The sequence below is a fragment of the Pseudomonas sp. AC136 genome, assembly GCF_979258585.1.
The window spans coordinates 1,325,072-1,347,958 of record NZ_OZ409865.1 but is presented as its reverse complement, the minus strand read 5'-3'; the positions used below and the strand labels follow the sequence as shown (position 1 = coordinate 1,347,958).

Below are 22,887 nucleotides of genomic sequence, written 5' to 3'. Positions count from 1 at the left end.
AATAAGCTGGCATGAAAACTGAAATGGTGAGCTCGCGAAAAACCCTACCACAGCCCAGGAAAGAACTCATGCTCACTGCCCCGCAAACCGCTTTGATCAAAGCCACCGTGCCGCTGCTCGAATCTGGCGGCGAAGCGCTGACCACGCATTTCTACGACACCATGCTGCGCGACTATCCGCAGGTGCGCCCGCTGTTCAACCAAACCCACCAAGCCAGTGGTGCGCAAGCCCGGGCGCTGGCCAATGCGGTGCTGATGTACGCCAAGTTTATCGATCGCCTGGAAGCCCTGGGGCCGCTGGTGGGGCAGATCGTGAACAAGCACGTGGCGCTGCAGATTCTTCCCGAGCATTACCCCATCGTCGGCACGTGCCTGCTCAACGCCATTCGCGAAGTACTGGGCGCGCAAGTGGCGACCGACGAGGTGATCGATGCCTGGGCTGCCGCGTACGGGCAATTGTCGAACCTGCTCATGGGCATTGAAGAAAACATGTACAGCGCCAGCGAGCAGGCTGAAGGCGGCTGGCGCGGTGGTCGGCAATTCCGCCTGGCGCGTAGAGAAGCGGAGAGCGAAGAGATCACTTCCTTCTACTTTGTGCCGGCTGACGGCGGGGCGCTGATGGACTTCGTGCCGGGCCAGTACATCGGGTTGCGCCTGGTAATCGACGGCGATGACCTGCGCCGCAATTACTCGCTGTCCGCCGCCCCGAACGGGCGCGACTACCGCATCAGCGTGAAGCGTGAGCCAGGCGGGCGGGTATCTGGTTACCTGCACGAACGGGTGCAAGTGGGCGACAGCCTCGAACTGTTTCCACCGGCGGGCGCGTTTATCTTGCAGGCGTCTGACAAGCCGCTGGCCTTGATCACCGCCGGCGTTGGCATCACCCCGGCACTGGCCATGTTGGAACAGGCGTTGCCCAGTGGCCGCGAGATTCACTTTATTCATTGCGCACGGCATGGCGGGGTGCATGGGTTTCAGGCGTGGCTGGAGACAAAGGCGCAGGACTATCCGCAGCTCAAACGCTTCTACTGCTACAGCGAGCCGCGTGAAGAAGACCAGCACATTGAACAGGGCTTTTTGACCGAAGAGCGCTTGGCCCAGTGGCTACCCGAGAGCCGCGACTTCGACGCCTACTTCCTCGGCCCGCAACCGTTTATGGCCCACGTGAACCGCAGCTTGCGCGGTTTGGGGGTGCCGGCGGAGCAGTGTTATTACGAGTTCTTTGGGCCGGCTGGGAAGCTGGAGTAATGCGTTCGGCTCGAAATTCTGGGTTCCCGCCTGCGCGGGAACGACGGGTTTTTTAAGCAAGCCGCCACGTTCCGCTCCCTCTGCCCGCTTGCGGGAGAGGGCTGGGGTGAGGGTTTTCAACTCGGTCAGGGCGTGCGAATCCGCTGCAATTCCCCATTCAACCAATCGGCCGACGGTTGCTGCTGGCCGTTGCAGTCGACGCTGTAGGCTTTGCCGCTGATGCTGCTGCCGGTAGCCGCGCGTTTGATGAAGTCTTCGCTGCTGTCGACCAGGCCTTTGTTTTCCAGGTAGTCGAGCTTCTGCTGCAGGTGCATGCGCGCTTCCTTACCGTCGTAAGCACTGCCGTTGCGGATAAAACTGCAGCCGCTGTTCTCGACGAACACCAGCAATTTGTCGACTTCGCCACGGCTCTGCGCGCTTAGTGCTGCGTGGGTTTCAGTCGCTGCAAGCAGGCAGCAGCTGATGCAGATAATCCGCCACATAGGCGTGAAAGCCACCATCGTTCCAATACTCCATATGACTCAAAGGGGTGTGCCGTTTGTACCAGGGCCCTACGGCCATGGCACGGTCTTCGTACACCACGTCGGCGTAGTTCGGCAGCGGACGCAAGGGATAGCCCAGTGCATCCGCCGGTGCATAAAGGTTAAGCCAGCGCGCCCGTTCGCGCACGGTCGGGCTCAGGCAATTGCCAGGAAAGCGAATCGGCAGCACCGGGTTATAGGCGAAGGTGAACAGCGGAATATTGCAGCCAAAGGTGATCAGCCCCGCCAGGGTTTCCAAGCCCAGGAAGGGGTCCAGTGGGCAACTGGGCGTGGCATTCAGCTGCTGTTGGTCCCAGGCGTAATTGGAAAAAATATGTCCACCCAGCGAGTGCGCCAACACCACCAGCGGCGTGTCGGCGTCCACCTTGGCGCGCAGCGCTTGCAGGCCCTGACGCACCGTTTGGTGCACTTGTTGGTAGGTGGTGTCGTACGCTTCGCTGACCTTGCGATAGCCGCTGGCATCGCCGAGAAAAAGCGTGACCGCACGGCGCAGCCAGCGCCACGTCACCGGCTCGGCTTTGAGCTTTTCCAGGTAGGCAAATTCGCGGTCATCCAGCACGTCGGCCCAGTACAGGCTCTGAAATGCCACTTGGTCCGCCTGATCGCCGAGGCGCAAGCGCAGCTGACTGATCAGGCCCTGAGCGAATACGTGGTAACCGTCGCTGTTGAACTGCGCGGGTTGTGTGCCAATGCCGTGAATGATGGCAACTGCAAGCTTCATGACCGGTCCTTGGTATTGCTCGGAAGTTTCCCTGTGCGTTTTTACAGCGCCAGCAAGCGCTCGCCAAGTTTGTTGCCGTCAACCAGTTCGAGAAACTCATCGCCCATTCGGCGGCTCGCGTCCATCGCGGTGCGCCAGTAGCGTTCGCGCCCGGCGTCGTCACCAAGGAAACGGGTGAAGTCTTTGCGGTCTGGCAGTTTGCCGAAGGGCAGTTTGGCTAGGTACTCGCGAGAGGGCGCCAGCAGCAACACGTTTTGCAGGCGCACGTTGTCGCCTTTGCGCCACGGCAGGCCTTTGTCGAACCAGCCGGGAATGACTTTGTCGGTGAAGTGCGGATACAGCACCACGTCATCGCCGCTGTACGGCAGGTCGAGGTGGTAATCGAGCAAGCCGCCGTCGCGGTAAGTGCCGGCGCCAGCACCGGGAATATCGCGCACGCCTTCCATCACCATGGGAATGGAGCCGGAGGCGAGCAGGGCGTGGCGCAAGTTATTGGCGTCCAAGTGCAGCAAGCGCGAGGGGAAATCGCTGAGGGCGCTGAGCGGCGGCTGGTTGCGGGCGTCGTGCAAAATCACCCGCTCGAAATGGCGCGACAGGCGCGGGCGGCCAAGCAGGTTGTTGCCGATTACCGACGACAACCCCAACCCCAACGCGCCACGACGGTCGTGGGCGAGCAGACCAAGGCTGCGCACCACCATGATGTTGAGGCTGTAGTGGGGATTATTGAGGACGTGATCGTCTTGGCCTTCAAGCAAGTCGTCGAGCATGCGCACGCAGCTCTGGGTGACTTGCGCCATGGTCACGCCCTTGGCGAAACGCTGCTGGGTATACAGCTCGCCCAGGCGCTGAATGCCGGCCGCCGCGTCAGGCAGACAAGCACTGGCGAAGCGCCAAGAGCCGATGGAAGCACCGATCAGCGCGCGCTGACGCGGCGCACGTGGCAGCCAATCGCCGAACAGGGCCAGGTCTAGTCCTTGAATACCCAACGCCTTCGGACCGCCCGCAGCGCCCGGCAAAATGCCAACGTCCGCTGGCGACAAGCCACGCTCACGAATGCGCGCCAAGGCTTTGCTGCCGGCTTTAAGGATCAGGGCGGGGGACTTGATTTGGATCGCGCTCATGTAGGCCTCCATCACGCAAGGGCGCGATTATAGAGCGGTGAGCGGTAAGACCAAGGAGGTTTTGTTGTGTGAATGTGGGGGTAAAGCGTGCGGGGTGAACAGTACGCTCTTCTCGCCCTGTCGTCCTGCGTCAACTTCAGCCCAACCTCCGTCATTCCCGCGAAGGCGGGAATCCAGAGTTTTGCAGGGAGATGCGTCGTCGGACCCGCTATGGATTCCGAAGCGTCTGACCACCGCCTTCGCGGGAATGACTGCGTCCGGTGTGAAAGACATAAAAAAACCACCGCCCTCGCTAAGAGCACGGTGGTTTGGTGTTACGACCAACAATCAAAAACGGTACGAAACCTGAGTACCGAAACCGTGCGCGCTGTTTTCGTAGGTGGCGCGGTACGAGCCTTTCGCCGGGTCGGTGTCGTTAACTTTGGTGTCTTCTTCCCACAGGTAGGAATAGGCCAGGTCAACAGTCAGATCCTGAGTCGGATTCCAACCTACACCGAAGCTGACAGCAGTACGGTCGCCAGTAGGAATGCGCGGCGAGCGGTTTTCGTTGTTAGTCGGGCTTTGATCGAAAGCCAGACCGGCGCGCAACGTCCATTCCGGGTTCAGCTTGTAGGCGGTGCCCACGGCGTAACCCCAGGTGTCATGCCAGTTCTGTTCTTCGGTGATGGTGGAGAACGAAGCGGACGCACGACCGGCGGGAACGCCATCGTTTTCTACAACGATTTCTTTCAGGCGGCTCCAGCGAGTCCAGGTGCTGCCGGCATATACCGTCCAGGCACTGTCGATTTCGTGGGTGATCGAGGCGTCGACCGATTCCGGGGTGGTCAGGTCGAGCGAAGCATCGTATTTGCCGTAGGCGCCAATCGCACCGAGAACCAGGTTGTCGCCGGTGACTTTGGTGTCACCTTCCAGCTTGTATTTCACTTTCGAGTGATACGTGAGACCGGCACGGGTTTGCGGCGTGAATTCGTACAACACGCCGATGTTGTAACCAATGGCCGTGTCGTCACCTTTGACTTCCACGTTGCTCTCGCGAGGGTCCAGGCCCGGGACGCCGGAAACCGCGCTTTCCAGTTTGCCGCTGATGCGGTTGATGGTCGGACCGAAACCCACCGACAACTCGTCGTTCACGCGGAAGCTCACGGTCGGCTGCACGGTGACCACTTTCACTTCGCTGTAGTCGCCGAATTTACGGCCCTGGAAGTCGCCTTCGTAGTCAGTGATCAGGCCGAACGGGGCGTACACGCCGACGCCAAACGCCCATTGCTCATTCACCGGGTTCACGTAGTAGCCCATGGGCACGGCAGTGAACGGCACCATGTCGCCGTCGTTGCTGCCGGCAGTGGAACCGCTGGCGTGCTTGATGTCGGTTTTGGCGGAGATGGCCGCCGCGCCAACGCTGACTTCCTGGCGCTTGAGGCGTGACATGCCAGCAGGGTTGCCGAACAAGGTGGTCGCATCTTCAGCCGAGGAGGAGCGCCCGGCGAAGGAAGAACCCATGCCGCTGACGCTTTGTTCGTTAAGGGCAAAACCGCCAGCCAGGGAGTAGCTGGAAGCGGCAGAAATAGTCAGGGCTAGGGTGGTCTTGAACCAGGCGTGTTTCATTGAATAGTCCTGTTGTAATTGTGTACGGGTGGCGGAAATTATCAGGATTCATATTTCCTGGCCAGTCGCTCAAGATCCCAAATTTACCCGTAATTGTCCTACAAGTAAGGGCATTGTGATGGCAACGTCGGCAATCTTGTACGAGCGTACTTTTGCCGTTTTGTTCCAGTTGTTTTTACGCCGCCTGGCGAGCTTTGCCGACGTAATGATGCCACGCGCGGCTGAATTCACGCTCGCGGCCCTCCGGTTGAAACACCTGCCGCCACACGCGCGCCATGCCCATTATGTCGTCTCCCTCAGGCAGGCCGGGGCTTTGCGCCTCGACCATAAGCCAGGCAATGGCGGTGGCGTAACGCAGGTTCACCGTCAGTTCCAAATGAGGGGCGGCAAGGAAGGCGTGCTGGCTGGCTAACCCGCGAACGCGGCTGGCCAGTTCTGGGTCGAGTGCGAGGTGGTGGTCCCAGAGCGTTTGGTGACGCAAATCGGCGATTCGGTACAAGCCGTGACCATGCGGGTCATCCAGCGCCGAACCGAGGGCCGACTGACAAGCGGCGGTGCACAGCAGAAAGGATTCAGCGCACGGGCTGTGCCGATCCAGGTAGAGGAGGGTAGGGCGGATGACGTGTTGGCATAAATCACTGGCGGCAATGCCCATGGCAACCTCGAGAAAAGGTGACCGGTGAGACCTTGGCGCCTGGCAGCGGTGTTAAAACGATTTTTCGAAAAGGCCCCACCGGGAGCGGGGTTAGCCGCTCCTGTTGAAGCATAGTCAGACGATTACGCTGTAAAGGGCTGTTTTTAAATCATTTACGCCCCAGGCAAGGCGCGTATATGCCTCAGGGTGATTAAAAGCCGCTTGGAAGGGAGATTGCGGATGGGGTTGTTGGGCTTCGCTTCGCTCAACCCAACCTACGAGATGTAGCCGTAGGTTGGGTTGAGCCACCGGCGAAGCCCAACGGGATGACCGTTACAACCAGTTCGCCACCGCCCACCAGCCCAGCAGGCTCATCACGATGGTGTACGGCAACGCCATCCACGCCATGCGGCCGTACGACAACCGCACCAGCGGCGCCAGCGACGAGGTCAGCAGAAACAGGAACGCCGCCTGGCCATTGGGCGTGGCCACGCTCGGCAGGTTGGTGCCGGTGTTAATCGCTACGGCCAGCGCTTCGAAATGCTCGCGGCTCATGTTGCCGGCGGCGAATTCGCGTTTCACCTCGGTGATATAGATAGTGGCCACGAACACGTTGTCGCTGATGGCCGACAGCAAGCCGTTGGCAATAAACAGCATGGTCGGCTGCTGCTCGGACGGCAGCGCCAGCACGGCCTGGATAATCGGCGTGAACAGCTGCTGTTCGTGAATCACCGCCACCACGGCAAAAAACACCACCAGCAACGCAGTGAAGGGCAGCGCGTCTTTGAAGGCGTTGCCGATGCGGTGCTCGTCGGTGATGCCGCTGAACGCGGTAATCAGCACGATAACCAGCAAACCGATCAAGCCCACTTCCGCCACGTGAAAGGCCAGGCAGCCGATCAGAATCAACGCCGCCAGGCCCTGCACGATCAGGCTGGCTTTATCGGCTTGTGTGCGGTGTTGCGATTCGCGGGCGGCGTGTTCGGCCAATACGTTGCGCACCGACTCCGGCAGCTCGGTGCCGTAGCCAAACCAGCGCAGCTTCTCCAGCAGTACGCAGGTCACCAAGCCAGCCGCCAGCACCGGCAGCGACACGGGCGCCACCTTCAAGAAGAAGGTGATGAAATCCCAGCCCACTTCGTGGCCGATCAACAGGTTCTGCGGTTCGCCCACCAGCGTGCACACGCCACCGAGCGCTGTGCCGACCGCGCCATGCATGAGCAAGCTGCGCAAAAACGCGCGGAATTGGTTGAGGTCGTGGCGTTTCTGTTCGTCGATATCGCTGTCGTCACTGCCGTCTTTCGGCGCGCTGTGGCACGAGGCGAAGTTATGGAACACCTGATAAAAGCCAAGGCAAACGGTGATGACCACGGCGATCACGGTCAGGGCGTCGAGAAATGCCGAGAGGAAGGCGGCCATCAAACAGAACGTCAATCCCAGCAACGCCTTGGACTTGACCCCCAGCAGCAGCTTGGAAAACACCAGCAGCAACAGGTCTTTCATAAAGTAGATGCCGGCGACCATGAACATCAGCAGCAAAATGACCGGGAAGTTATGCACCAGCTCGTCATACAGCGCCTGCGGGCCGGCCATGTGCAGCAGCAGCGCTTCGATCACCAGCAAACCGCCGGGTTGCAGCGGGTAGCACTTGAGCGCCATGCCCAGGGTAAAGATGAACTCGGCCACCAGCATCCAGCCTGCCACCATCGGCCCGAGCGTCCAGAGTGCCAGCGGGTTGAGGATCAGAAAGGCGAGAATGCAGAGCTTGTACCAGCGTGGCGAGTGGCCCAGAAAGTTGCGCGCGAAGGCGGGGGCGAGCGAGGTTGGCATTGCGGGCGGACCTTATTCGAATGTGGGTTTGAGGCGCTGGCAAGATACCAGACAGATCAAGCGCTTAAAGCCTTTAGTCGAGCAGTGGTGTGAAGACCGGCAGCGTGGTCTGCGTCACACCCTCGGCATCGACTTTTATGACGTGCTTGTTATAGTTGCGCGGTTTTATCCACAACAACATTCTATGCGCGCACGCGCAGCAGAAATGAGGAAGGCCAAGATGTCCGCCTACAAAGCGTTCCGTGTAGAACTGGCCGACAAGATCGCCCATGTGGTGATCAACCGCCCAGAAAAGGTCAACGCCATGAGCGCGGACTTCTGGACCGAAATCGTGGAAATCTTCAATTGGATCGACGCCACCGACGACGTTCGCGTGGTGGTGATCTCCGGCGCGGGAAAACACTTTTCCTCCGGTATCGACCTGATGATGCTGGCGCAAGTCGGCAGCCAGCTCGGTAAAGACCCTGGCCGCAACGCCGAAGTGCTGCGGCGCAAAATTCTCGAACTGCAGGGCTCGTTCAACGCCGTCGACGCCTGCCGCAAGCCAGTGCTGGCGGCCATTCAGGGCTACTGCCTGGGCGGCGCCATCGACCTAATCAGCGCCTGCGACATGCGTTACTCGACGCTGAACGCGCAATTCTCGATCAAAGAAATCGACATGGGCATGGCGGCCGACGTCGGCACCCTGCAACGTCTGCCGCGCATCATTGGCGACGGCATGATGCGTGAACTGGCCTACACCGGCCGCACCATTGGCGGCGAAGAAGCGCGCAGCATCGGCCTGGTCAATCGCACGTTTGTAGACGAAGCCGCGTTGCTCGACGGTGTGTTCGGCATCGCCCGGGAAATCGCCAGCAAGTCGCCAATCGCCATTCGTGGCACGAAAAAAATGATCGGCTACATGCGTGATCACCGCGTGGATGACGGCTTGGAATACGTCGCCACCTGGAACGCCACCATGTTGCAATCTGCCGATCTGCGCGTGGCCATGGCCGCGCACATGAGCAAGCAAAAGCCTGAATTCGCAGACTGATGCGCGCGTATTTCTCACTGGCGCGGGAGGCGCAGTAGGCCATGGTTTCTGGAGCCACATCCCTGAGTTTGGTGCGCGACGAGCTGTTCGCCACCATGGAAGAGGCGGAACTGAGCCTTGAGCAGTTTATTGCCGAGCGCAACAACGGCAGCCTGCTGCAACAAGCGGTGGAATACCTGCAGCAAATTCGCGGCACGCTCAATCTGATCGAGCTGGCCGGTGCCGAATTGCTGGCCCAGGAAGTGCTGGAACAGGCCACCGACATTCCCGAAGGCGCCGGTGAAGAGCGCGACGTGCAGCTCTCGGCATTGAACAATGCCTTGCACGTGCTGCGCCGCTACCTCGAAAACGTCGAGATGCATCGCCAGGAGTTGCCGGAATTGCTGTTGCCGGCGATCAACGACCTGCGCGCTGCCGGTTCGCAGCCGCCGCTGCCGGAAAGCTTTTTCTTCAGCGCCCGTCTGGACCAAACCCGTCCGCAAACCGGTACGCTGGTCGATGTAGCCGCCCACGCCGATGACCTGCGGCGCCTGCGGCATATGTACCAGGTTGGCTTGCTCGGTTTTATCCGTGAAGAAAGCCCGCAAGCTGGCTTGAAGCTGATGGGCCGCGCTTTGACCCGGCTCGACAGTCTGTTCGCCAGTCAGCCGCGTGGCCGCCTGTGCTGGATCGGCGCCGCCGCGCTTGAAGCGCAGGTAGACGGCCAGTTGCTGCCGCGTAAAGCGCGCAAGCAATTGTTCGCCCGAATCGACCGCGAGCTGAAACAACTGCTCGGCAATGCCGGTTACGAAGCGCCGCGCAATCTGCTCAAAGAATTGCTTTACCTGGTAGCGCTGGCTGACAGCCATGGGCCGCAAGCGTCTCAGGTGCGCGAAGTGTTCGGCCTGCTGCCGCTGCCTTTTACCGATCAGTTGCTCGAGGAAGAATCACAATTGCTGGCCGGCCCGGGCCGTTCGGTGATGCGCTCGTTGTCCTCGGCCATTCGTGAAGAGTTGGCCAGCGTGAAAGACCTGCTTGATCTGATCGAGCGCGGCACCGTCGACAGCGAACGCCTCACCACCTTGCACGGCCTGCTCGGCAAGTTGGCAAAAACCCTCGGCATGGTGGGCCTCAGCTCGGCGGGTGCGACCCTGCAGAATCAATTGCAGGTCGTGGCCGGCTGGAACGACGCGGAACCGATTGAAGTGCCGGCGTTGCACAAACTTGCCGACGCCGTGCTCTATGTCGAAAGCATGGTCGCCAGCCTGGAAAGCGGCGAGCGCCGTGATGCGCGTCCTCAAACCGCGCAGCCAGGCGATGAAGCCACCTCGTTTGCTCAGCACCAATTGAACGAAGCGCGGATTGTGGTGGTCGATGAATCACAGGCGGGCTTGGTCATGGCCAAGCGCGCGATTACCTCGTACCTCGAATCCAATGGCGACAAGCTGCACCTGGCCAATGTGCCGTTCAGCTTGCAGGCGGTGCGCGGCGGCTTGTGGTTCCTCAATCAGGAACGTGCGGCGCTGCTGGTGGGTGCCTGCGCCGATTACATTCAGACGCAGATGTTGGAGAGCGCGCAAATGCCATCTGAACAAATGCTCGAAACCCTGGCCGATGCCCTGACCAGCCTTGAGTACTACTTGGAAGGCGGCGCCGTGCTGCGGCCGGAAACCGTGCCGAGCGTGCTCGACCTGGCTGCCGAAAGCGTGCGTGCCCTGGGTCTGCAGGTGGCCGCGTAATGAGCAAAAGCTGGGAGCCGGCGGTACTCGATATCAGCCAGAACGGCGGCTGGGCACTGGCGCATTTTCGCCAGGGTTTTCTCGCCGACAGCAACGGCGTGCTGTTTCCCCGCGACTGGCTGAAGCGTCAGGATATACCCGCCTTTGAAGAGCACGGTCTCGGCCATTTCGATGGCGATGCCGTCTACCTGCTGGACTTCGCCCACGCGCCCGAACTGCCCGGCTGCACCTTGCAGAGCTTGCGGCAGTTCATGATGCAGAGCGATGCCGACACCTTCCGCCTGCTAGGCTTCGCCGCGCAGATTGCCACCTGGGCCGACAACTACCGCTTCTGCGGCAGCTGCGGCACGCGCATGCAGCGCTCGCTCACCGACCGTTCCTCAACCTGCCCCAATTGCCAAGTGGCGCATTACCCGCGCTTGTCGCCGAGCATGATCGTGCTGGTCACGCGCGGTGATGAAATTCTGCTGGCCCGCTCGCCGCGCTACGTGCCGGGCATGTACAGCACGCTGGCCGGTTTCGTTGAGCCGGGCGAGTCGGTAGAAGCCTGCGTGGCGCGCGAAGTGCGCGAAGAAGTGGGTATTGAAATTCAGCACATTCAGTACCTGGGCAGCCAGAGCTGGCCGTTCCCGCATTCGCTGATGTTCGGCTACCACGCCGAATACGCCAGCGGCGATATCGTCATGCAGGAAGAGGAAATTGAAGACGCGCAGTGGTTCAGCATCGACAACCTGCCGCCGCTGCCGGCATCGCGCTCGATTGCCCGTTACCTGATCGATGTGTACCTGGCGCGCCGCTCAGGCCTGCCCGAACCAGTGCTGCCAAACTAGCCGCGCGGTCAACGCCAACACCACCAAGATGAACACCGGGCGGATAAATTTAGAGCCGCCCGAAATCGCCGTGCGCGCGCCCAGAAACGCACCGGCCATTAGCGCCACGCCCATGCTCAAACCGAGCACCCACGCCACTTGTCCGCCGATGATAAACACCACCAGCGCGGTGATATTGCTGACGAAGTTCATGGTCCGCGCCACGCCGCTGGCGCGCAGCAGATCGAGCGGGTAGAGCAGCAGCGTGCTCACTGTCCAGAACGCTCCGGTGCCGGGGCCGGCCACGCCGTCATAGAAACCCAGCGTAAAGCCTTGCGGCCATTGGCGGCGGCGCGCGATAGGCGCGTCGCTGTTCACCGGCGCGGTGGGCGTGCGGCTGAACAGCAGGTACAAACCGCAGGCGAACACCACCACCGGCAGCATTTGCATCAGCCATTCGGCCGGCAGCCAATGGGCGACGATGGCGCCCAGCGTTGAGCCGATGGCGGTGGCAATCAAAGCGAAGCGCCAGGCGCTGGGGTCGAATAATTTGCGTCGGTAAAAAGTCAGGCTGGCCGTGGCCGAACCGAAAGTTGCGCAGAGTTTGCTGGTGCCCAGCGCCAGGTGTGGCGGAACGCCAGCGGTGAGCAGCGCGGGCATAGTCAACAGGCCGCCACCGCCGGCTATGGCGTCGATAAAGCCAGCGAGAAAGGCGACGCCCGCGAGAATGGCGAGGGTGGTTGGGTCTACAAGCAGTTCGAAGGGCATAAAAAAGTCGACTGGTGTCAGTTGCGCCGAATGCCGGCTGGCCGTGGCGGGGGAGGCTGCGCATAATGCCGCCTATTTGCCGCAGAAGGAATTGGCTTTATGCAGTATGACGGTCTGGCGTGGGGCATCGCCCTGCTGGCTCTACTGGCCGTATTGGTCGCCGCACGAATTCTGCTCAACCGCAGCTGGTTTCTCGGCTGGTTACGCGGCACGGTCGGCCTGGCCTTTCTGGCATTGGCCGGGCTTATCGGCACCGTCGCCTACGATCTGGTCAGCTACGACGCCATTCCCGAAGACAAACCTGTGGTCACCCTCAGCTTCCAGGCCGATGGCCCGCAGCGTTATCGCGTCACCCTGCTTGAAGGCGCCGATGAGCGCAGCGTAAACCTGGAAGGCGACCTCTGGCAGCTGGACGCGCGCATGATCGAATGGAAAGGGCTGGCTGCGCTGATTGGCCTGCAACCAGGCTACCGCCTGGAAAAACTCTCCGGCCGTTTCCTGGCTATCGAACAACAAGAGTTGGCGCAGCACGCCAGCGCGCCGTTGGCGCAAAGCCCGTTCGGTATCGACCTGTGGCGCTGGCTGCGTCTGGGCCAACACGACCTGTTCCTGTTCAAGCCACAAGCGTTGCGCGTGACCTACCTGCCCATGGCCGATGGCGCGGTGTACGCCGTGAGCCTGGCACCCACGGGGTTGATGGCCAAGCCCCTGAACCAGGCGGCGGATCAGGCGCTTAAAGACTGGAAGTGAAGCGCTAATCCCTGTGGGAGCGGCTTCAGCCGCGATTGGCCGGACCTGAAAACGGCGATATCCGCCCAAAAGCATCGCGGCTAATCGGAATGCCGCCCAGCCGCTCCTACAGAACACTGATTTGTTCGCTAGCAAGCTAGCTCCTACGGGGTCGGTGAACGGCTTCATCTTCGCCCAAAAATAATCATCATCACCCCACCCAGCGTCACCAGGCACGCCACCAGCGCGGCCATTCCCAGGCTTTCGCCCAGCAGCAGATAACCCAACAACAGCGCAATCACCGGGTTAACGAAGGCAAAGGTCGACACCAAACTCGGGCGCACTTCGCGCAGTAGCCAGAAATACGCCGGGTAAACCCCCAGACTCACGGGCAGCACCAAATACGCCAACCACCACCAGCCATGGGCGGACAGCTGCGTCAGGTCGAGTTGATTCCATTCGCCACGCCAGGCGGCAAACAAGGCGAGCATCAGCGCGCCGATGAGCATTTGCAGGCTCATGCCTAACCAAGTGGAGCGGAACGAAGGGCGGCTGCGTAGAAGCCAGGCGCCAATGGCCCACATCAGCGTGGCGGCCACTACAAGGCTGCCGGCGAACCATTGCTGGGCGGTGGCGGCGCTGCCCAAGCCGTTGCTCATCAGCAACACGATGCCGCACGAGGCCAACACCAAACCGCACAACACCCACAGCGGCGGCCGGTCGCCGAGCAGCCATTCCAGCGCCACGCTCCAGATGGGCAGGCTGGTGTAGAGCATCGCCAGCAAACCGGTGGGCAGGTATTGGTTGGCGTAGAGCAGGGCGCCTTGGCCGACGGTGATCAGCATCAGCCCGCCGATAAACGCGCCGCCCCAATCGCTGCGTTGAATGCGCGCCTGGCCGCTGATAAACACCCACGCCAACGCCAGGCTGCCGGCGAGGAAAAAGCGCAGGGTGACGATCACAAACGGCGGCAATTCCAGCAGCAGAAAATGGTTGGCCAGGTACGTGGTGCCCCAGCCGATGTACACCGCTGCAAAGGAAAGCAGCAACACCAGGGAACGAGCACGAGGGGAAAGCGTGGAAGACATGGAGGGCCTGAAATGACGCGCGCCGGCAGGGCGCCGGCGCATCGTTAATAGATGGAGTGATGAGCTTAGTGCGCGGCGCCACCCGTAGCGCCGGACGGCAACGCTTTGGTCAGCAGCACGGCGATCATGCTGATGGCCAGCGCCAGGCCGACAAAATGGAAGGCGTCATTGTAGGCCATGATCATCGCCTGCTGGTGCGTGATCTCGCTGAGCTTGGCCAGCGCGGCGGTCTCGTTGCCCAGGGTTTGCGTCAGGCTGCTAATGCGCTCGGCCACTTGCGGGTTGCTCGGCACAATCGCTTCGCGCAGGTAGTCGAAGTAAATCTTGGTGCGGGCATCCAGCAGCGTGGCGAGCAGGGCAATGCCGATGGCGCCGCCCAGGTTACGCAGAATATTGAACAGACTTGAAGCCGAGCCGGCGTCCTGCGCGCTGATGTACACCGTGGCGATCAGCGAGATGGTCACCATGATCAGCGGCTGGCCGAACGCGCGCAGCAGTTGAATATGGTTGAACTGCGGACCGGCGAAATCCAGGTTCAGCACGCCAGACAGAAAACTGCCCAACCCGAACAAACCAAAGCCGGCCGCGCACAGCCATTTCGGCGAAATGAACTTCATCAATTTCGGCACGAACGGAATCAGAAACAGCTGCGGCACCCCCATCCACATGATCACTTCGCCGATCTGCATGGAGTTGTAGCCCTGGATTTGCGCCAGATACAGCGGCAGCAAATAGATCGAGCCATACAGCCCCACGCCCATGCCGAGACTGGAAATACTCGACAGGCCAAAGTTGCGGTTGCCGAGAATGCGCAGATTAATTAGCGGATTCGGTTTGGAAAACTGCACGATCACAAAGGAGATCAGGCTGATCACGGCAATGCTGCCCAAGGTGACGATAAACGCCGACTCCAGCCAATCCTTGCGATGGCCTTCCTCAAGGAACACCTGCAAGCAGCCCAGGCCGATGCCGAGGGTGAGGATGCCGGCGTAGTCGGTGCTTTTCAGCAGTTCCCAGTGGGGCGCCTTTTTCTCCAAGCCATACAGCAGCCCGGCGATCATCAGCAGGCCGGGCGGCACGTTGATATAGAAGATGTATTCCCAGCCCCAGTTTTCGGTCAGCCAGCCGCCCAACGTCGGGCCGATGGAGGGGGCGAACGTGGCGGTCATGGCGAACATGGCCATGCCGACGGCGCGTTTGCTTTCCGGCAGCTTGATCAGCACCAGGGTGAACGCCAGGGGAATCAGCGCGCCGCCGGTAAACCCTTGCATGGCGCGGAAGACAATCATGCTTTCGAGGTTCCAGGCCATGGAGCACAGCAGCGAGGAAATCAAAAAGCCGATCGAGACGTACACCGACAAACGCCGCGCCGACAGCAGCTGCACCAGCCAGGCGGTGAGGGGAATCATGATGATTTCGGCGACAAGGTAAGACGTGGAAATCCACGAGCCTTCTTCCAGCGTCGCCGACAGCGCGCCCTGAATGTCCTTGAGCGAGGAGTTGGTGATCTGAATATCCAGCACGGCCATAAACGCGCCGAGCATGGCGCTCATCACCGCAATCCAGTCACGCCGCGAGGGTTCGCCGTCCGGGCGAACCAGGGCGTCAGCTGCCACTGTTGTCCGCCTTGATGGTCACTTTCACGGTCACCGACATACCAGGGCGAATCTTTCCCTTGAGCGGGTTGTCGGCGGCAAAGGTGAGTTTCACCGGAATGCGCTGCACCACCTTGGTGAAGTTGCCGGTGGCGTTGTCCGGCGGCAGCAGGCTGAACTGCGCGCCCGACGCGGCGAACAGGCTTTGCACCGTGCCCTCGATGGACTTACCGGGGTAGGCGTCGAATTCCAGCTCGGCTTTTTGGCCTGGCTGCATCTCGCCGATCTGGGTCTCTTTGAAGTTGGCCTGCACCCAGATGTCTTCATCGGGCACCAGAGACATCAGGTAGGCGCCGGCCTGAATGTACTGACCATTGCGCGCGGCACGCTGACCAATCATGCCGCTGATGGGCGCATGAATTTCGGCACGGCTGAGGTTGAGCTTGGCCTGCTCAAGGTCGGTTTTAGCGTTGCTGATCTGTGCTTGCAGCCGCTTGATGTCGGCGTCCAGCGAGTTCACTTGCTGGCGCTGGGCTTGCAGGTCGGCCTGGGCTTTGCTCACGTGTGAGCGGGCGACGCGGCTGTCGGCGGCCAGGGTGGTGACGCGTTCCTCGGACACATAGCCAGGTTTGCGCAGGGTTTGCGCGCGGGACAGATCCATCTGCACGCGGCCCAGCGTGGCTTCGGAAGACGTTACGTCCGCTTCGCTGGCGGCGATCATGCTGCTTTGTTGGGTCAGTTTGCTTTGCGCCTGCACCAGCTCGGCTTCGCGGGTCGCCAGGGCTGCTTCGGCGCGGCTGACAGCGATGCGGAAATCTTCAGGGTCGAGTTTTACCAACAGCTCGCCTTTTTCCACGTGCTGGTTGTCATGCACCAACACTTCTTCGATGCGCGCGCTGAGCTGGCTGGAGACGCGGGTGATCTCGCCCTGCACGTAGGCGTTGTCAGTGGTTTCGATAAAACGGCCGACCAGAAACCAGTGGGCGAAAAAACCACCGGCAATAATCAGCAGAATGGCGAGGAAGATAAATAGACGGCGTTGCAATTGGGCAGGCATGCGAGAGCTCGTAGGGCAATTCCCCGAAGGGGGGCAAAAGTGTAAGCGAATCTAACAGTGTTCCACGCAACCAAGTAGCCGATACAATTCAGAAACTTTGTTGCTTATGGGGAACAATAATGGGGCTGGATGATGCGCTGATCTTCACCCGCGTCGTGGAATGCCACAGTTTCACCCAGGCGGCGCAGGCGCTGGCGATGCAGAAATCGACGGTGAGCCGCCGTATCGCCTTGCTCGAAGAACGGCTCGGCGTGCGCCTGCTCAACCGCACCACGCGCAAACTTCGCCTCACCGAAGTGGGCCAGGCCTACTACGAGCGCTGCCGGCAAATCATGTTGGACTTCGCCGAGGCCGAGCAGGCGGTTATGCAACTGCAGCAAGAGCCGGCGGGTTTGCTGCGCATCACCGCGCCCATCGAGTTCGGCCAATTATTTCTCGGCCGCGTGCTGGGTGCCTTTATGTTGCAGTACCCACAGATCACCGCCGAGGTGGAAATCACCTCGCGGCATGTGGATCCGCTGGAGGAGGGCGTCGACATCGCCATCCTGATCGGCCAGCCGCAAGACTCGACCCTGATCGCGCGCAAATTGTTTTCCAGCGGTCGCCGCCTGTGCGCCAGCCCCGTCTATTTAAAGGCGCACGGCACGCCGCGCGTGGTGGAAGACCTGGCCCAGCACCGCGCCATTCTGTTGCCGCAAGACTCCATTCGTTACTGGCCGCTGCTGGGTGAGAACATTCCCTGCCAGCGCGTGTTGTCGTGCAACAACCTCACCTTCGCCCGCGAGGCGGCGCTTTCCGGCGCGGGCATTGCGGCGCTGCCGTTTATGCTCAGCGAGGACCAGGTTGTGCGCGGGCAGTTGGTGGAATTGCTGCCTGAAGTGCGCTTGCCGGTGGGCGAGGTGTATGCCGTGTACCCGTCGCGGCGCTTCCAGGCCATGAAGGTCAAAGCCTTTCTCGACTTCCTGATGCGCAGCCTGCGCCTGGAGGAAGGCGGTTTGCTGGAGCCTTCCGTGGTGCGGCTGGTAACATTGCCGCCCACTCTTTGAATACCGACCGCCGACGCCCACCAGCGGTGGCCCGATGTCCTTAATTGATCTGCTGATTCGAGACTGTCCATGACTAAAGTACGCACCCGTATCGCGCCATCCCCGACTGGCGACCCCCACGTTGGCACCGCTTATATCGCGCTGTTCAACCTGTGCTTCGCCCGTCAGCACGGTGGTGAGTTCATTCTGCGTATCGAAGACACCGATCAACTGCGCTCCACCCGCGAGTCGGAGCAGCAGATTTACGACGCCCTGCGCTGGCTGGGCATCGAGTGGAGCGAAGGGCCGGACGTTGGCGGCCAGCATGGTCCGTATCGCCAGAGCGAGCGCGGCCCGATCTACCAGAAATACAACGCCGAGCTGGTGGAAAAAGGCCACGCCTTCCACTGCTTCTGCACCGCCGAGCGCCTGGACAAACTGCGCGCCGAGCAAACCGAAAAGAAAGAAACTCCGCGCTATGACGGCCTGTGCATGAACCTGCCAGCTGCCGAAGTGGCGCAGCGCGTCGCTGCTGGCGAGCCACACGTTACGCGCATGAAAATGCCCACCGAAGGCGTATGCGTGGTGCCGGACATGCTGCGCGGTGAGGTCGAAATTCCGTGGGACCGCATGGACATGCAGGTGCTGATGAAGACCGATGGCCTGCCGACCTACTTCCTCGCCAACGTGGTCGACGATCACCTGATGGGCATCACTCACGTATTGCGTGGCGAAGAATGGCTGCCCTCGGCGCCCAAGCTGATCAAGCTGTACGAGTACTTCGGCTGGGAACAACCGCAGCTGTGCTACATGCCGCTGCTGCGCAATCCGGACAAAAGCAAACTGTCCAAACGCAAGAACCCCACCTCGATCACCTTCTACGAGCGCATGGGTTATCTGCCGCAGGCGATGCTCAACTACTTGGGCCGCATGGGCTGGTCGATGCCGGACGAGCGCGAAAAATTCACTCTGGACGAGATGGTCGAGCACTTCGACATTCAGCGCGTGTCGTTGGGTGGGCCGATTTTCGATCTGGAAAAACTGTCCTGGCTCAACGGCCAGTGGATTCGCGAGCTGAGCGTCGAAGACTTCGCCGCGCAGGTGCAGAAGTGGGCGTTGAACCCCGAGTACCTGATGCAAATCGCCCCGCATGTGCAGGGCAGAGTAGAAACCCTGAGTCAGGTTGCGCCGCTGGCCAACTTCTTCTTCGCCGGCGGCTTGCCGCTGGAGGCCGCGCAGTTCGAGCATAAAAAGCTCTCGCCGGAGCAGGTTCGTCAGGTGATGCAGTTGATTCTGTGGAAGCTCGAATCGCTGCGTCAGTGGGAAAAAGACAACATCACCGGCTGCATTCAGGCGGTGGTCGAGCATCTGGAACTGAAACTGCGCGATGCCATGCCGCTGATGTTTGTCGCCATCACCGGCCAGGCAAGCTCGGTGTCGGTGCTGGATGCCATGGAAATTCTTGGCCCGGACCTCACGCGTTTCCGCTTGCGTCAGGCCATTGAATTGCTGGGCGGTGTATCGAAAAAGGAAACAAAAGAGTGGGAAAAGCTGCTGGCGAGCATCGCTTAAGCCGCTTTGTTGGAGGTTGTTAAGCGCTGGATATGCTGGAAGAGCAGGGTAAGTAGTTGTTCTTCCAGCATAAAAAATAAGTATGTAGGAAAAATAGTGTTGACAGCCCCAGGGCTCACGCTTAACATGCGCCCCGTCCTCGAGATGGGGCTATAGCTCAGCTGGGAGAGCGCTTGCATGGCATGCAAGAGGTCAACGGTTCGATCCCGTTTAGCTCCACCAATCTCTAAAGCCGAAAGGCTTGCCACAACCGGTTCCTGGAACGGGTTGAGTTGTTAGAAGGGTTTTGCGTCCCCTTCGTCTAGTGGCCTAGGACACCGCCCTTTCACGGCGGTAACAGGGGTTCGAGTCCCCTAGGGGACGCCACGATTTAAAAGCGCAGCACCGCAAGGCGCTGTGAGCCGAGAGGCGATAAATCTGGGGGTATAGCTCAGCTGGGAGAGCGCTTGCATGGCATGCAAGAGGTCAACGGTTCGATCCCGTTTATCTCCACCAATTTCGCAGTAAACATTGTTAGAACTGCCACGGGCCAGCTTATTGCTGGCCTTGTTTTTGAAGGTTTTGTCCCCTTCGTCTAGTGGCCTAGGACACCGCCCTTTCACGGCGGTAACAGGGGTTCGAGTCCCCTAGGGGACGCCAATTTATCCGCTCTGCGGACTTTTGAAGGGTTGCTCTTATGGAGCAGCCCTTTTGTTTTTTTGGGGCACTCCAAAATATCCGTAGGAGCTAGCTTGCTAGCGAACCCTGCAAACGCAAAAGCTTCGCTAGCAAGCTAGCTCCTACAAGGCCAACGGCCGCCATTCATGATGTTTATCTCTTCGCCCATCGCTCTCGCACGTTGCTAAACTGCCGCCTCGCCGCCATGGAGAGACGTATGAACTGGGATTTGCCGACGCCGTTTGTAATTGACCTGCAGGTGCTCGCCGACGACATCGATGGGCTTGGCCACGCCAATAACGCGGTGTATGTCAGTTGGCTTGAGCGCTGCGCGTGGCGGCATTCGCAGAGTCTGGGCCTGGACCTGAGCGAATACCGCCGTCTGGACCGCGCCATGGCGGTGGTGCGCCATGAGGTGGATTACCTGGCCAGCGCCTACGAGGGCGACGAGCTTCAGGTGGCGACCTGGATTATCGAGTCCGACCAGAAATTGCGCATGAGCCGGCATTTCCAGCTAATTCGCCCCGCTGATGGCGTCACGCTGCTGCGGGCGAAAACCACCTTTGTGTGCATCGAACTCAGCACCGGCAAGCCCAAGCGGATGCCGCCGGAATTTCTCGAAGGGTACGGTCCGGCGGTTCTTCAGCGTTGACGCGCGAACCCCATCGCGGCTAAAGCCGCTCCTACAGGGGCCGCCTTTCGGCGGGAATGACGAACACCTTCCAAACCCCCACCGTCATCCCCGCGCAGGCGGGGATCCAGAATCTCATAGGGAAATGCCGGCGCCGGGTGCTCGTCTTTGCTTTCTGCCGGAATGACGAACACCTTCCAAACCGCACCGTCATCCCCGCGCAGGCGGGGATCCAGAATTCCACAGGGGAATGCCGTCGCCGAACGCTCGTCTTCCTGTGGGAGCGGCTTTAGCCGCGATAGGCCAGACCTGCAAACGGCTAACCCCGCATCAAGGCGCCTGAGTATCAGCCGGCGACAAAAACGCCCCGGTGTCATCCACCACAATCTTGAACTCCCGCGTTTCCCCCGGCGTAAACACGGCAGACTGCGCATTGGCCGGCATATCGCTCACGCAATAGCCCGATCCGCCGCGCGAGACGCTGATCGACACCTCGCCCGGCGGCACATCGACGGCAATCGATTGCTTCGGCGCGAGCTGCGCCACCAATTGGTTTTGCACGTACAAGTCCACGGCGCAGGCGTTCGGCGCGTTGTTGTCGCGGCTGACCACCAGGCGCGCCATGGCTTCGCTGTCGGGTGCGGCGGTGAGTGGTACATCCGGCGGCGGTACCAGCGATTCGGCATTGGCGCTCGTCAGGCAAACGAGGCAGGCGAGGGCGAGCAACAGGCGGGAAATGGGCATGGACGACATCCTTTCATCGGGTTCTATGCGTTGTGACCGCATGCTGGCCAATTGAATTCACTCTCAATCATCGCCTTGCCCGGTGCCGGTCCCTACACTAGGCGCCTTTTTCGCCCGCTCTAAAGAGATTGTCGTTATGCAAATCGCCCTGGCGCCTATGGAAGGCTTGGTCGACGAAATCCTCCGTGACGTGCTGACCCAAGTGGGCGGCATCGACTGGTGCGTGACCGAATTTATCCGCGTCAGCGACCGCCTGTTGCCGGCCTCGCATATGCACAAAATGGCCCCCGAATTGCGCGACGGCGCCCGCACCCGCGCTGGCGTGCCGCTGCGGGTGCAGCTGCTGGGGTCTGATCCGGTGTGCCTGGGCGACAACGCCGCATTGGCCTGCGAGTTGGGCGCGCCGGTGCTGGATTTGAACTTCGGCTGCCCGGCCAAAACCGTGAACAAATCCCGTGGCGGCGCCATTTTGCTGAAGGAGCCGGAGCTGCTCCACGCCATCGTCAGCGAAGTGCGCCGCAGCGTGCCGGCGGCCATTCCGGTGACGGCAAAAATGCGCTTGGGCTTTGAAGTACCCGACGGCGCCCTGGATTGCGCCCGCGCCCTGGCCGACGGCGGCGCCTCGCAAATTGTCGTGCACGCCCGCACCAAGCGCGACGGCTACAAGCCACCAGCACACTGGGAATGGATTGCGCGCATTCAGGACGTGGTCAAGGTGCCGGTGTACGCCAACGGCGAAATCTGGAGCGTTGATGATTGGCGGCGCTGCCGCGAAATCAGCGGTGTTGACGACATCATGCTGGGCCGTGGACTGGTGGCGTTGCCCGACTTAGCCCGGCAAATTGCAGCGGCCCGAGCAGGGCAGGAAATCGTGCCCATGACTTGGGCTGAACTGATGCCCTTGCTGCAATCGTTCTGGCTGCAAGCCCGGGGAAAGCTGTCGCCGCGTTACGCGCCGGGTCGACTGAAACAGTGGCTCGGTCAGCTCACCCGCAACTACCCGAAGGCCATGGAATTGTTCAGCCAGATTCGCCGGGAAAGCGATTGCGTGCGGATTGATGAGTTGCTGCACGTCAGTTTCGTAGGAGCCGGCTTGCTGGCGAACCCTGCTGACGAAGAGCTTCGCCAGCAAGCTGGCTCCTACGGGATGGGTGTTTAACTGCCGCTCGTCGGTCCCCCTTGAAAATAATCAGCCTGTCCTTATCTAGCGGTTACGGGATGCCGAAGTCGGGTCCCGGACTTAACCACTTGCTGATTTTTTCAGGAGAGCAACACCATGAGTACTGCATTTTCCCTGGCTCCGCTGTTCCGTAGCTCCGTTGGCTTCGACCGTTTCAACGACCTGTTTGAAACCGCCATGCGCAACGATCAGGGCAGTTCGTATCCACCCTATAACGTGGAAAAACACGGTGACGACCAGTACCGCATCGTGGTCGCTGCAGCTGGCTTCCAAGACGAAGACCTGGAGCTGCAAGTCGAGCGCGGCGTGCTGACCGTAAGCGGCGGCAAACGGGCTGACGCCAACAAAGAAGTCACCTACCTGCACCAGGGCATTGCCCAGCGTGCGTTCAAGTTGTCGTTCCGTCTGGCTGACCATATCGAGGTCAGAAGCGCTGACCTGGCCAACGGCCTGCTGAGCATCGAGCTTGAGCGCGTAGTGCCGGAAGAAGCCAAGCCAAAACGCATCCCGATTGCGGGTTCGCGTCCGGCGTTGAATAGCTGATCGCAACCCCTGCGCGGGGTGACATCAGCAAGACAAGG

The 22,887-nt window shown here is 60.7% G+C and carries 21 protein-coding genes and 4 tRNA genes; 14 read left to right on the top strand and 11 right to left on the bottom strand.

Annotation, left to right across the window (positions count from 1 at the left end):
* The first annotated feature begins 68 nt into the window (after nucleotides 1-68).
* Nucleotides 69-1,247, top strand: a complete 1,179-nt coding sequence (gene hmpA / locus ACZZZU_RS06065; protein WP_463550059.1) for an NO-inducible flavohemoprotein — start codon at nucleotides 69-71, stop codon at nucleotides 1,245-1,247.
* Between the two features lie 125 nt (nucleotides 1,248-1,372).
* Here hmpA and ACZZZU_RS06060 read toward each other — a convergent pair whose 3' ends face one another.
* The 6 genes from ACZZZU_RS06060 to nhaB all read right to left on the bottom strand — a co-directional run bounded on the left by ACZZZU_RS06060 (nucleotide 1,373) and on the right by nhaB (nucleotide 7,700).
* Nucleotides 1,373-1,729, bottom strand: a complete 357-nt coding sequence (locus tag ACZZZU_RS06060) for a YfeK family protein (RefSeq protein WP_206000774.1) — start codon at nucleotides 1,727-1,729, stop codon at nucleotides 1,373-1,375.
* Nucleotides 1,683-2,510, bottom strand: coding sequence for a hypothetical protein (locus ACZZZU_RS06055; RefSeq protein WP_463550058.1), 828 nt, complete (start codon nucleotides 2,508-2,510; stop codon nucleotides 1,683-1,685). The genes ACZZZU_RS06060 and ACZZZU_RS06055 overlap by 47 nt, the downstream gene beginning before the upstream one ends.
* A 41-nt stretch (nucleotides 2,511-2,551) precedes the next feature.
* Entirely contained in the window at nucleotides 2,552-3,631 is a 1,080-nt protein-coding gene (locus ACZZZU_RS06050; RefSeq protein WP_463550057.1) for a patatin-like phospholipase family protein, read from the bottom strand.
* Nucleotides 3,632-3,958: 327 nt separating this feature from the next.
* Nucleotides 3,959-5,236 carry an OmpP1/FadL family transporter gene (locus tag ACZZZU_RS06045; RefSeq protein WP_463550056.1) on the bottom strand — a complete coding sequence of 426 codons (1,278 nt, stop codon included), beginning with the start codon at nucleotides 5,234-5,236 and terminating at the stop codon, nucleotides 3,959-3,961.
* A gap of 175 nt (nucleotides 5,237-5,411) precedes the next feature.
* Entirely contained in the window at nucleotides 5,412-5,891 is a 480-nt protein-coding gene (locus tag ACZZZU_RS06040; RefSeq protein WP_122497140.1) for a hypothetical protein, read from the bottom strand.
* A 312-nt stretch (nucleotides 5,892-6,203) separates the two neighbouring features.
* Nucleotides 6,204-7,700, bottom strand: a complete 1,497-nt coding sequence (nhaB, locus tag ACZZZU_RS06035; RefSeq protein ID WP_463550055.1) for a sodium/proton antiporter NhaB — start codon at nucleotides 7,698-7,700, stop codon at nucleotides 6,204-6,206.
* Between the two features lie 220 nt (nucleotides 7,701-7,920).
* On the opposite strand from nhaB, the gene ACZZZU_RS06030 reads away from it, so the two are divergent.
* Genes ACZZZU_RS06030 through nudC form a run of 3 tightly spaced genes read left to right on the top strand, consistent with a single transcriptional unit; the run spans nucleotide 7,921 to nucleotide 11,281 of the window.
* Entirely contained in the window at nucleotides 7,921-8,733 is an 813-nt protein-coding gene (locus ACZZZU_RS06030) for a crotonase/enoyl-CoA hydratase family protein (protein ID WP_463550054.1), read from the top strand.
* Between the two features lie 41 nt (nucleotides 8,734-8,774).
* Entirely contained in the window at nucleotides 8,775-10,451 is a 1,677-nt protein-coding gene (locus ACZZZU_RS06025) for a ferrous iron transporter B (protein ID WP_463550053.1), read from the top strand.
* On the top strand, nucleotides 10,451-11,281 hold the full coding sequence (nudC, locus tag ACZZZU_RS06020) for an NAD(+) diphosphatase (protein ID WP_463550052.1): 831 nt from the start codon (nucleotides 10,451-10,453) through the stop codon (nucleotides 11,279-11,281). The genes ACZZZU_RS06025 and nudC overlap by 1 nt, the downstream gene beginning before the upstream one ends.
* Here the strand turns inward: nudC and ACZZZU_RS06015 are convergent.
* A complete protein-coding gene (locus ACZZZU_RS06015) occupies nucleotides 11,249-12,028 on the bottom strand; it encodes a TSUP family transporter (RefSeq protein WP_122497150.1) in 780 nt (259 codons plus the stop codon). The genes nudC and ACZZZU_RS06015 overlap by 33 nt on opposite strands.
* Nucleotides 12,029-12,127: 99 nt before the next feature.
* Between ACZZZU_RS06015 and ACZZZU_RS06010 the strand changes: the two genes are divergently transcribed.
* Nucleotides 12,128-12,778, top strand: coding sequence for a hypothetical protein (locus tag ACZZZU_RS06010; protein ID WP_463550051.1), 651 nt, complete (start codon nucleotides 12,128-12,130; stop codon nucleotides 12,776-12,778).
* A gap of 164 nt (nucleotides 12,779-12,942) precedes the next feature.
* Here the strand turns inward: ACZZZU_RS06010 and ACZZZU_RS06005 are convergent, their stop codons facing one another.
* From ACZZZU_RS06005 to ACZZZU_RS05995, 3 genes are all read right to left on the bottom strand, one after another.
* The gene (locus ACZZZU_RS06005; protein ID WP_122451200.1) at nucleotides 12,943-13,845 is read right to left on the bottom strand and encodes an EamA family transporter; all 903 of its coding nucleotides are present in this window, start codon (nucleotides 13,843-13,845) and stop codon (nucleotides 12,943-12,945) included.
* 65 nt (nucleotides 13,846-13,910) lie between these two features.
* Nucleotides 13,911-15,461, bottom strand: coding sequence for an MDR family MFS transporter (locus ACZZZU_RS06000; protein ID WP_122497156.1), 1,551 nt, complete (start codon nucleotides 15,459-15,461; stop codon nucleotides 13,911-13,913).
* Nucleotides 15,451-16,497 carry an HlyD family secretion protein gene (locus ACZZZU_RS05995; RefSeq protein WP_463550050.1) on the bottom strand — a complete coding sequence of 349 codons (1,047 nt, stop codon included), beginning with the start codon at nucleotides 16,495-16,497 and terminating at the stop codon, nucleotides 15,451-15,453. The genes ACZZZU_RS06000 and ACZZZU_RS05995 overlap by 11 nt, the downstream gene beginning before the upstream one ends.
* A gap of 119 nt (nucleotides 16,498-16,616) precedes the next feature.
* Between ACZZZU_RS05995 and ACZZZU_RS05990 the strand changes: the two genes are divergently transcribed.
* From ACZZZU_RS05990 to ACZZZU_RS05960, 7 genes are all read left to right on the top strand, one after another.
* The gene (locus ACZZZU_RS05990) at nucleotides 16,617-17,543 is read left to right on the top strand and encodes a LysR family transcriptional regulator (protein WP_122497160.1); all 927 of its coding nucleotides are present in this window, start codon (nucleotides 16,617-16,619) and stop codon (nucleotides 17,541-17,543) included.
* Nucleotides 17,544-17,612: 69 nt separating this feature from the next.
* On the top strand, nucleotides 17,613-19,094 hold the full coding sequence (gene gltX, locus ACZZZU_RS05985; protein WP_463550049.1) for a glutamate--tRNA ligase: 1,482 nt from the start codon (nucleotides 17,613-17,615) through the stop codon (nucleotides 19,092-19,094).
* A gap of 146 nt (nucleotides 19,095-19,240) precedes the next feature.
* Nucleotides 19,241-19,316: transfer RNA gene (locus ACZZZU_RS05980), tRNA-Ala, on the top strand.
* A 68-nt stretch (nucleotides 19,317-19,384) separates the two neighbouring features.
* Nucleotides 19,385-19,460 (top strand) — tRNA-Glu (locus ACZZZU_RS05975).
* 53 nt (nucleotides 19,461-19,513) lie between these two features.
* Nucleotides 19,514-19,589: transfer RNA gene (locus ACZZZU_RS05970), tRNA-Ala, on the top strand.
* A 68-nt stretch (nucleotides 19,590-19,657) separates the two neighbouring features.
* Nucleotides 19,658-19,733: transfer RNA gene (locus tag ACZZZU_RS05965), tRNA-Glu, on the top strand.
* Between the two features lie 235 nt (nucleotides 19,734-19,968).
* The gene (locus ACZZZU_RS05960) at nucleotides 19,969-20,403 is read left to right on the top strand and encodes an acyl-CoA thioesterase (protein ID WP_122451206.1); all 435 of its coding nucleotides are present in this window, start codon (nucleotides 19,969-19,971) and stop codon (nucleotides 20,401-20,403) included.
* A gap of 309 nt (nucleotides 20,404-20,712) precedes the next feature.
* Here the strand turns inward: ACZZZU_RS05960 and ACZZZU_RS05955 are convergent, their stop codons facing one another.
* A complete protein-coding gene (locus tag ACZZZU_RS05955; protein ID WP_122497166.1) occupies nucleotides 20,713-21,126 on the bottom strand; it encodes a hypothetical protein in 414 nt (137 codons plus the stop codon).
* 136 nt (nucleotides 21,127-21,262) lie between these two features.
* Between ACZZZU_RS05955 and ACZZZU_RS05950 the strand changes: the two genes are divergently transcribed.
* Both ACZZZU_RS05950 and ACZZZU_RS05945 read left to right on the top strand, forming a co-directional pair.
* Nucleotides 21,263-22,285: a tRNA dihydrouridine synthase gene (locus ACZZZU_RS05950; RefSeq protein ID WP_463550048.1), complete on the top strand. Its 1,023-nt coding sequence runs from the start codon at nucleotides 21,263-21,265 to the stop codon at nucleotides 22,283-22,285.
* A 117-nt stretch (nucleotides 22,286-22,402) separates the two neighbouring features.
* Complete coding sequence (locus ACZZZU_RS05945; protein ID WP_122497170.1) at nucleotides 22,403-22,849, top strand: Hsp20 family protein; 447 nt, start codon at nucleotides 22,403-22,405, stop codon at nucleotides 22,847-22,849.
* The last annotated feature ends 38 nt before the right edge of the window (nucleotides 22,850-22,887 follow it).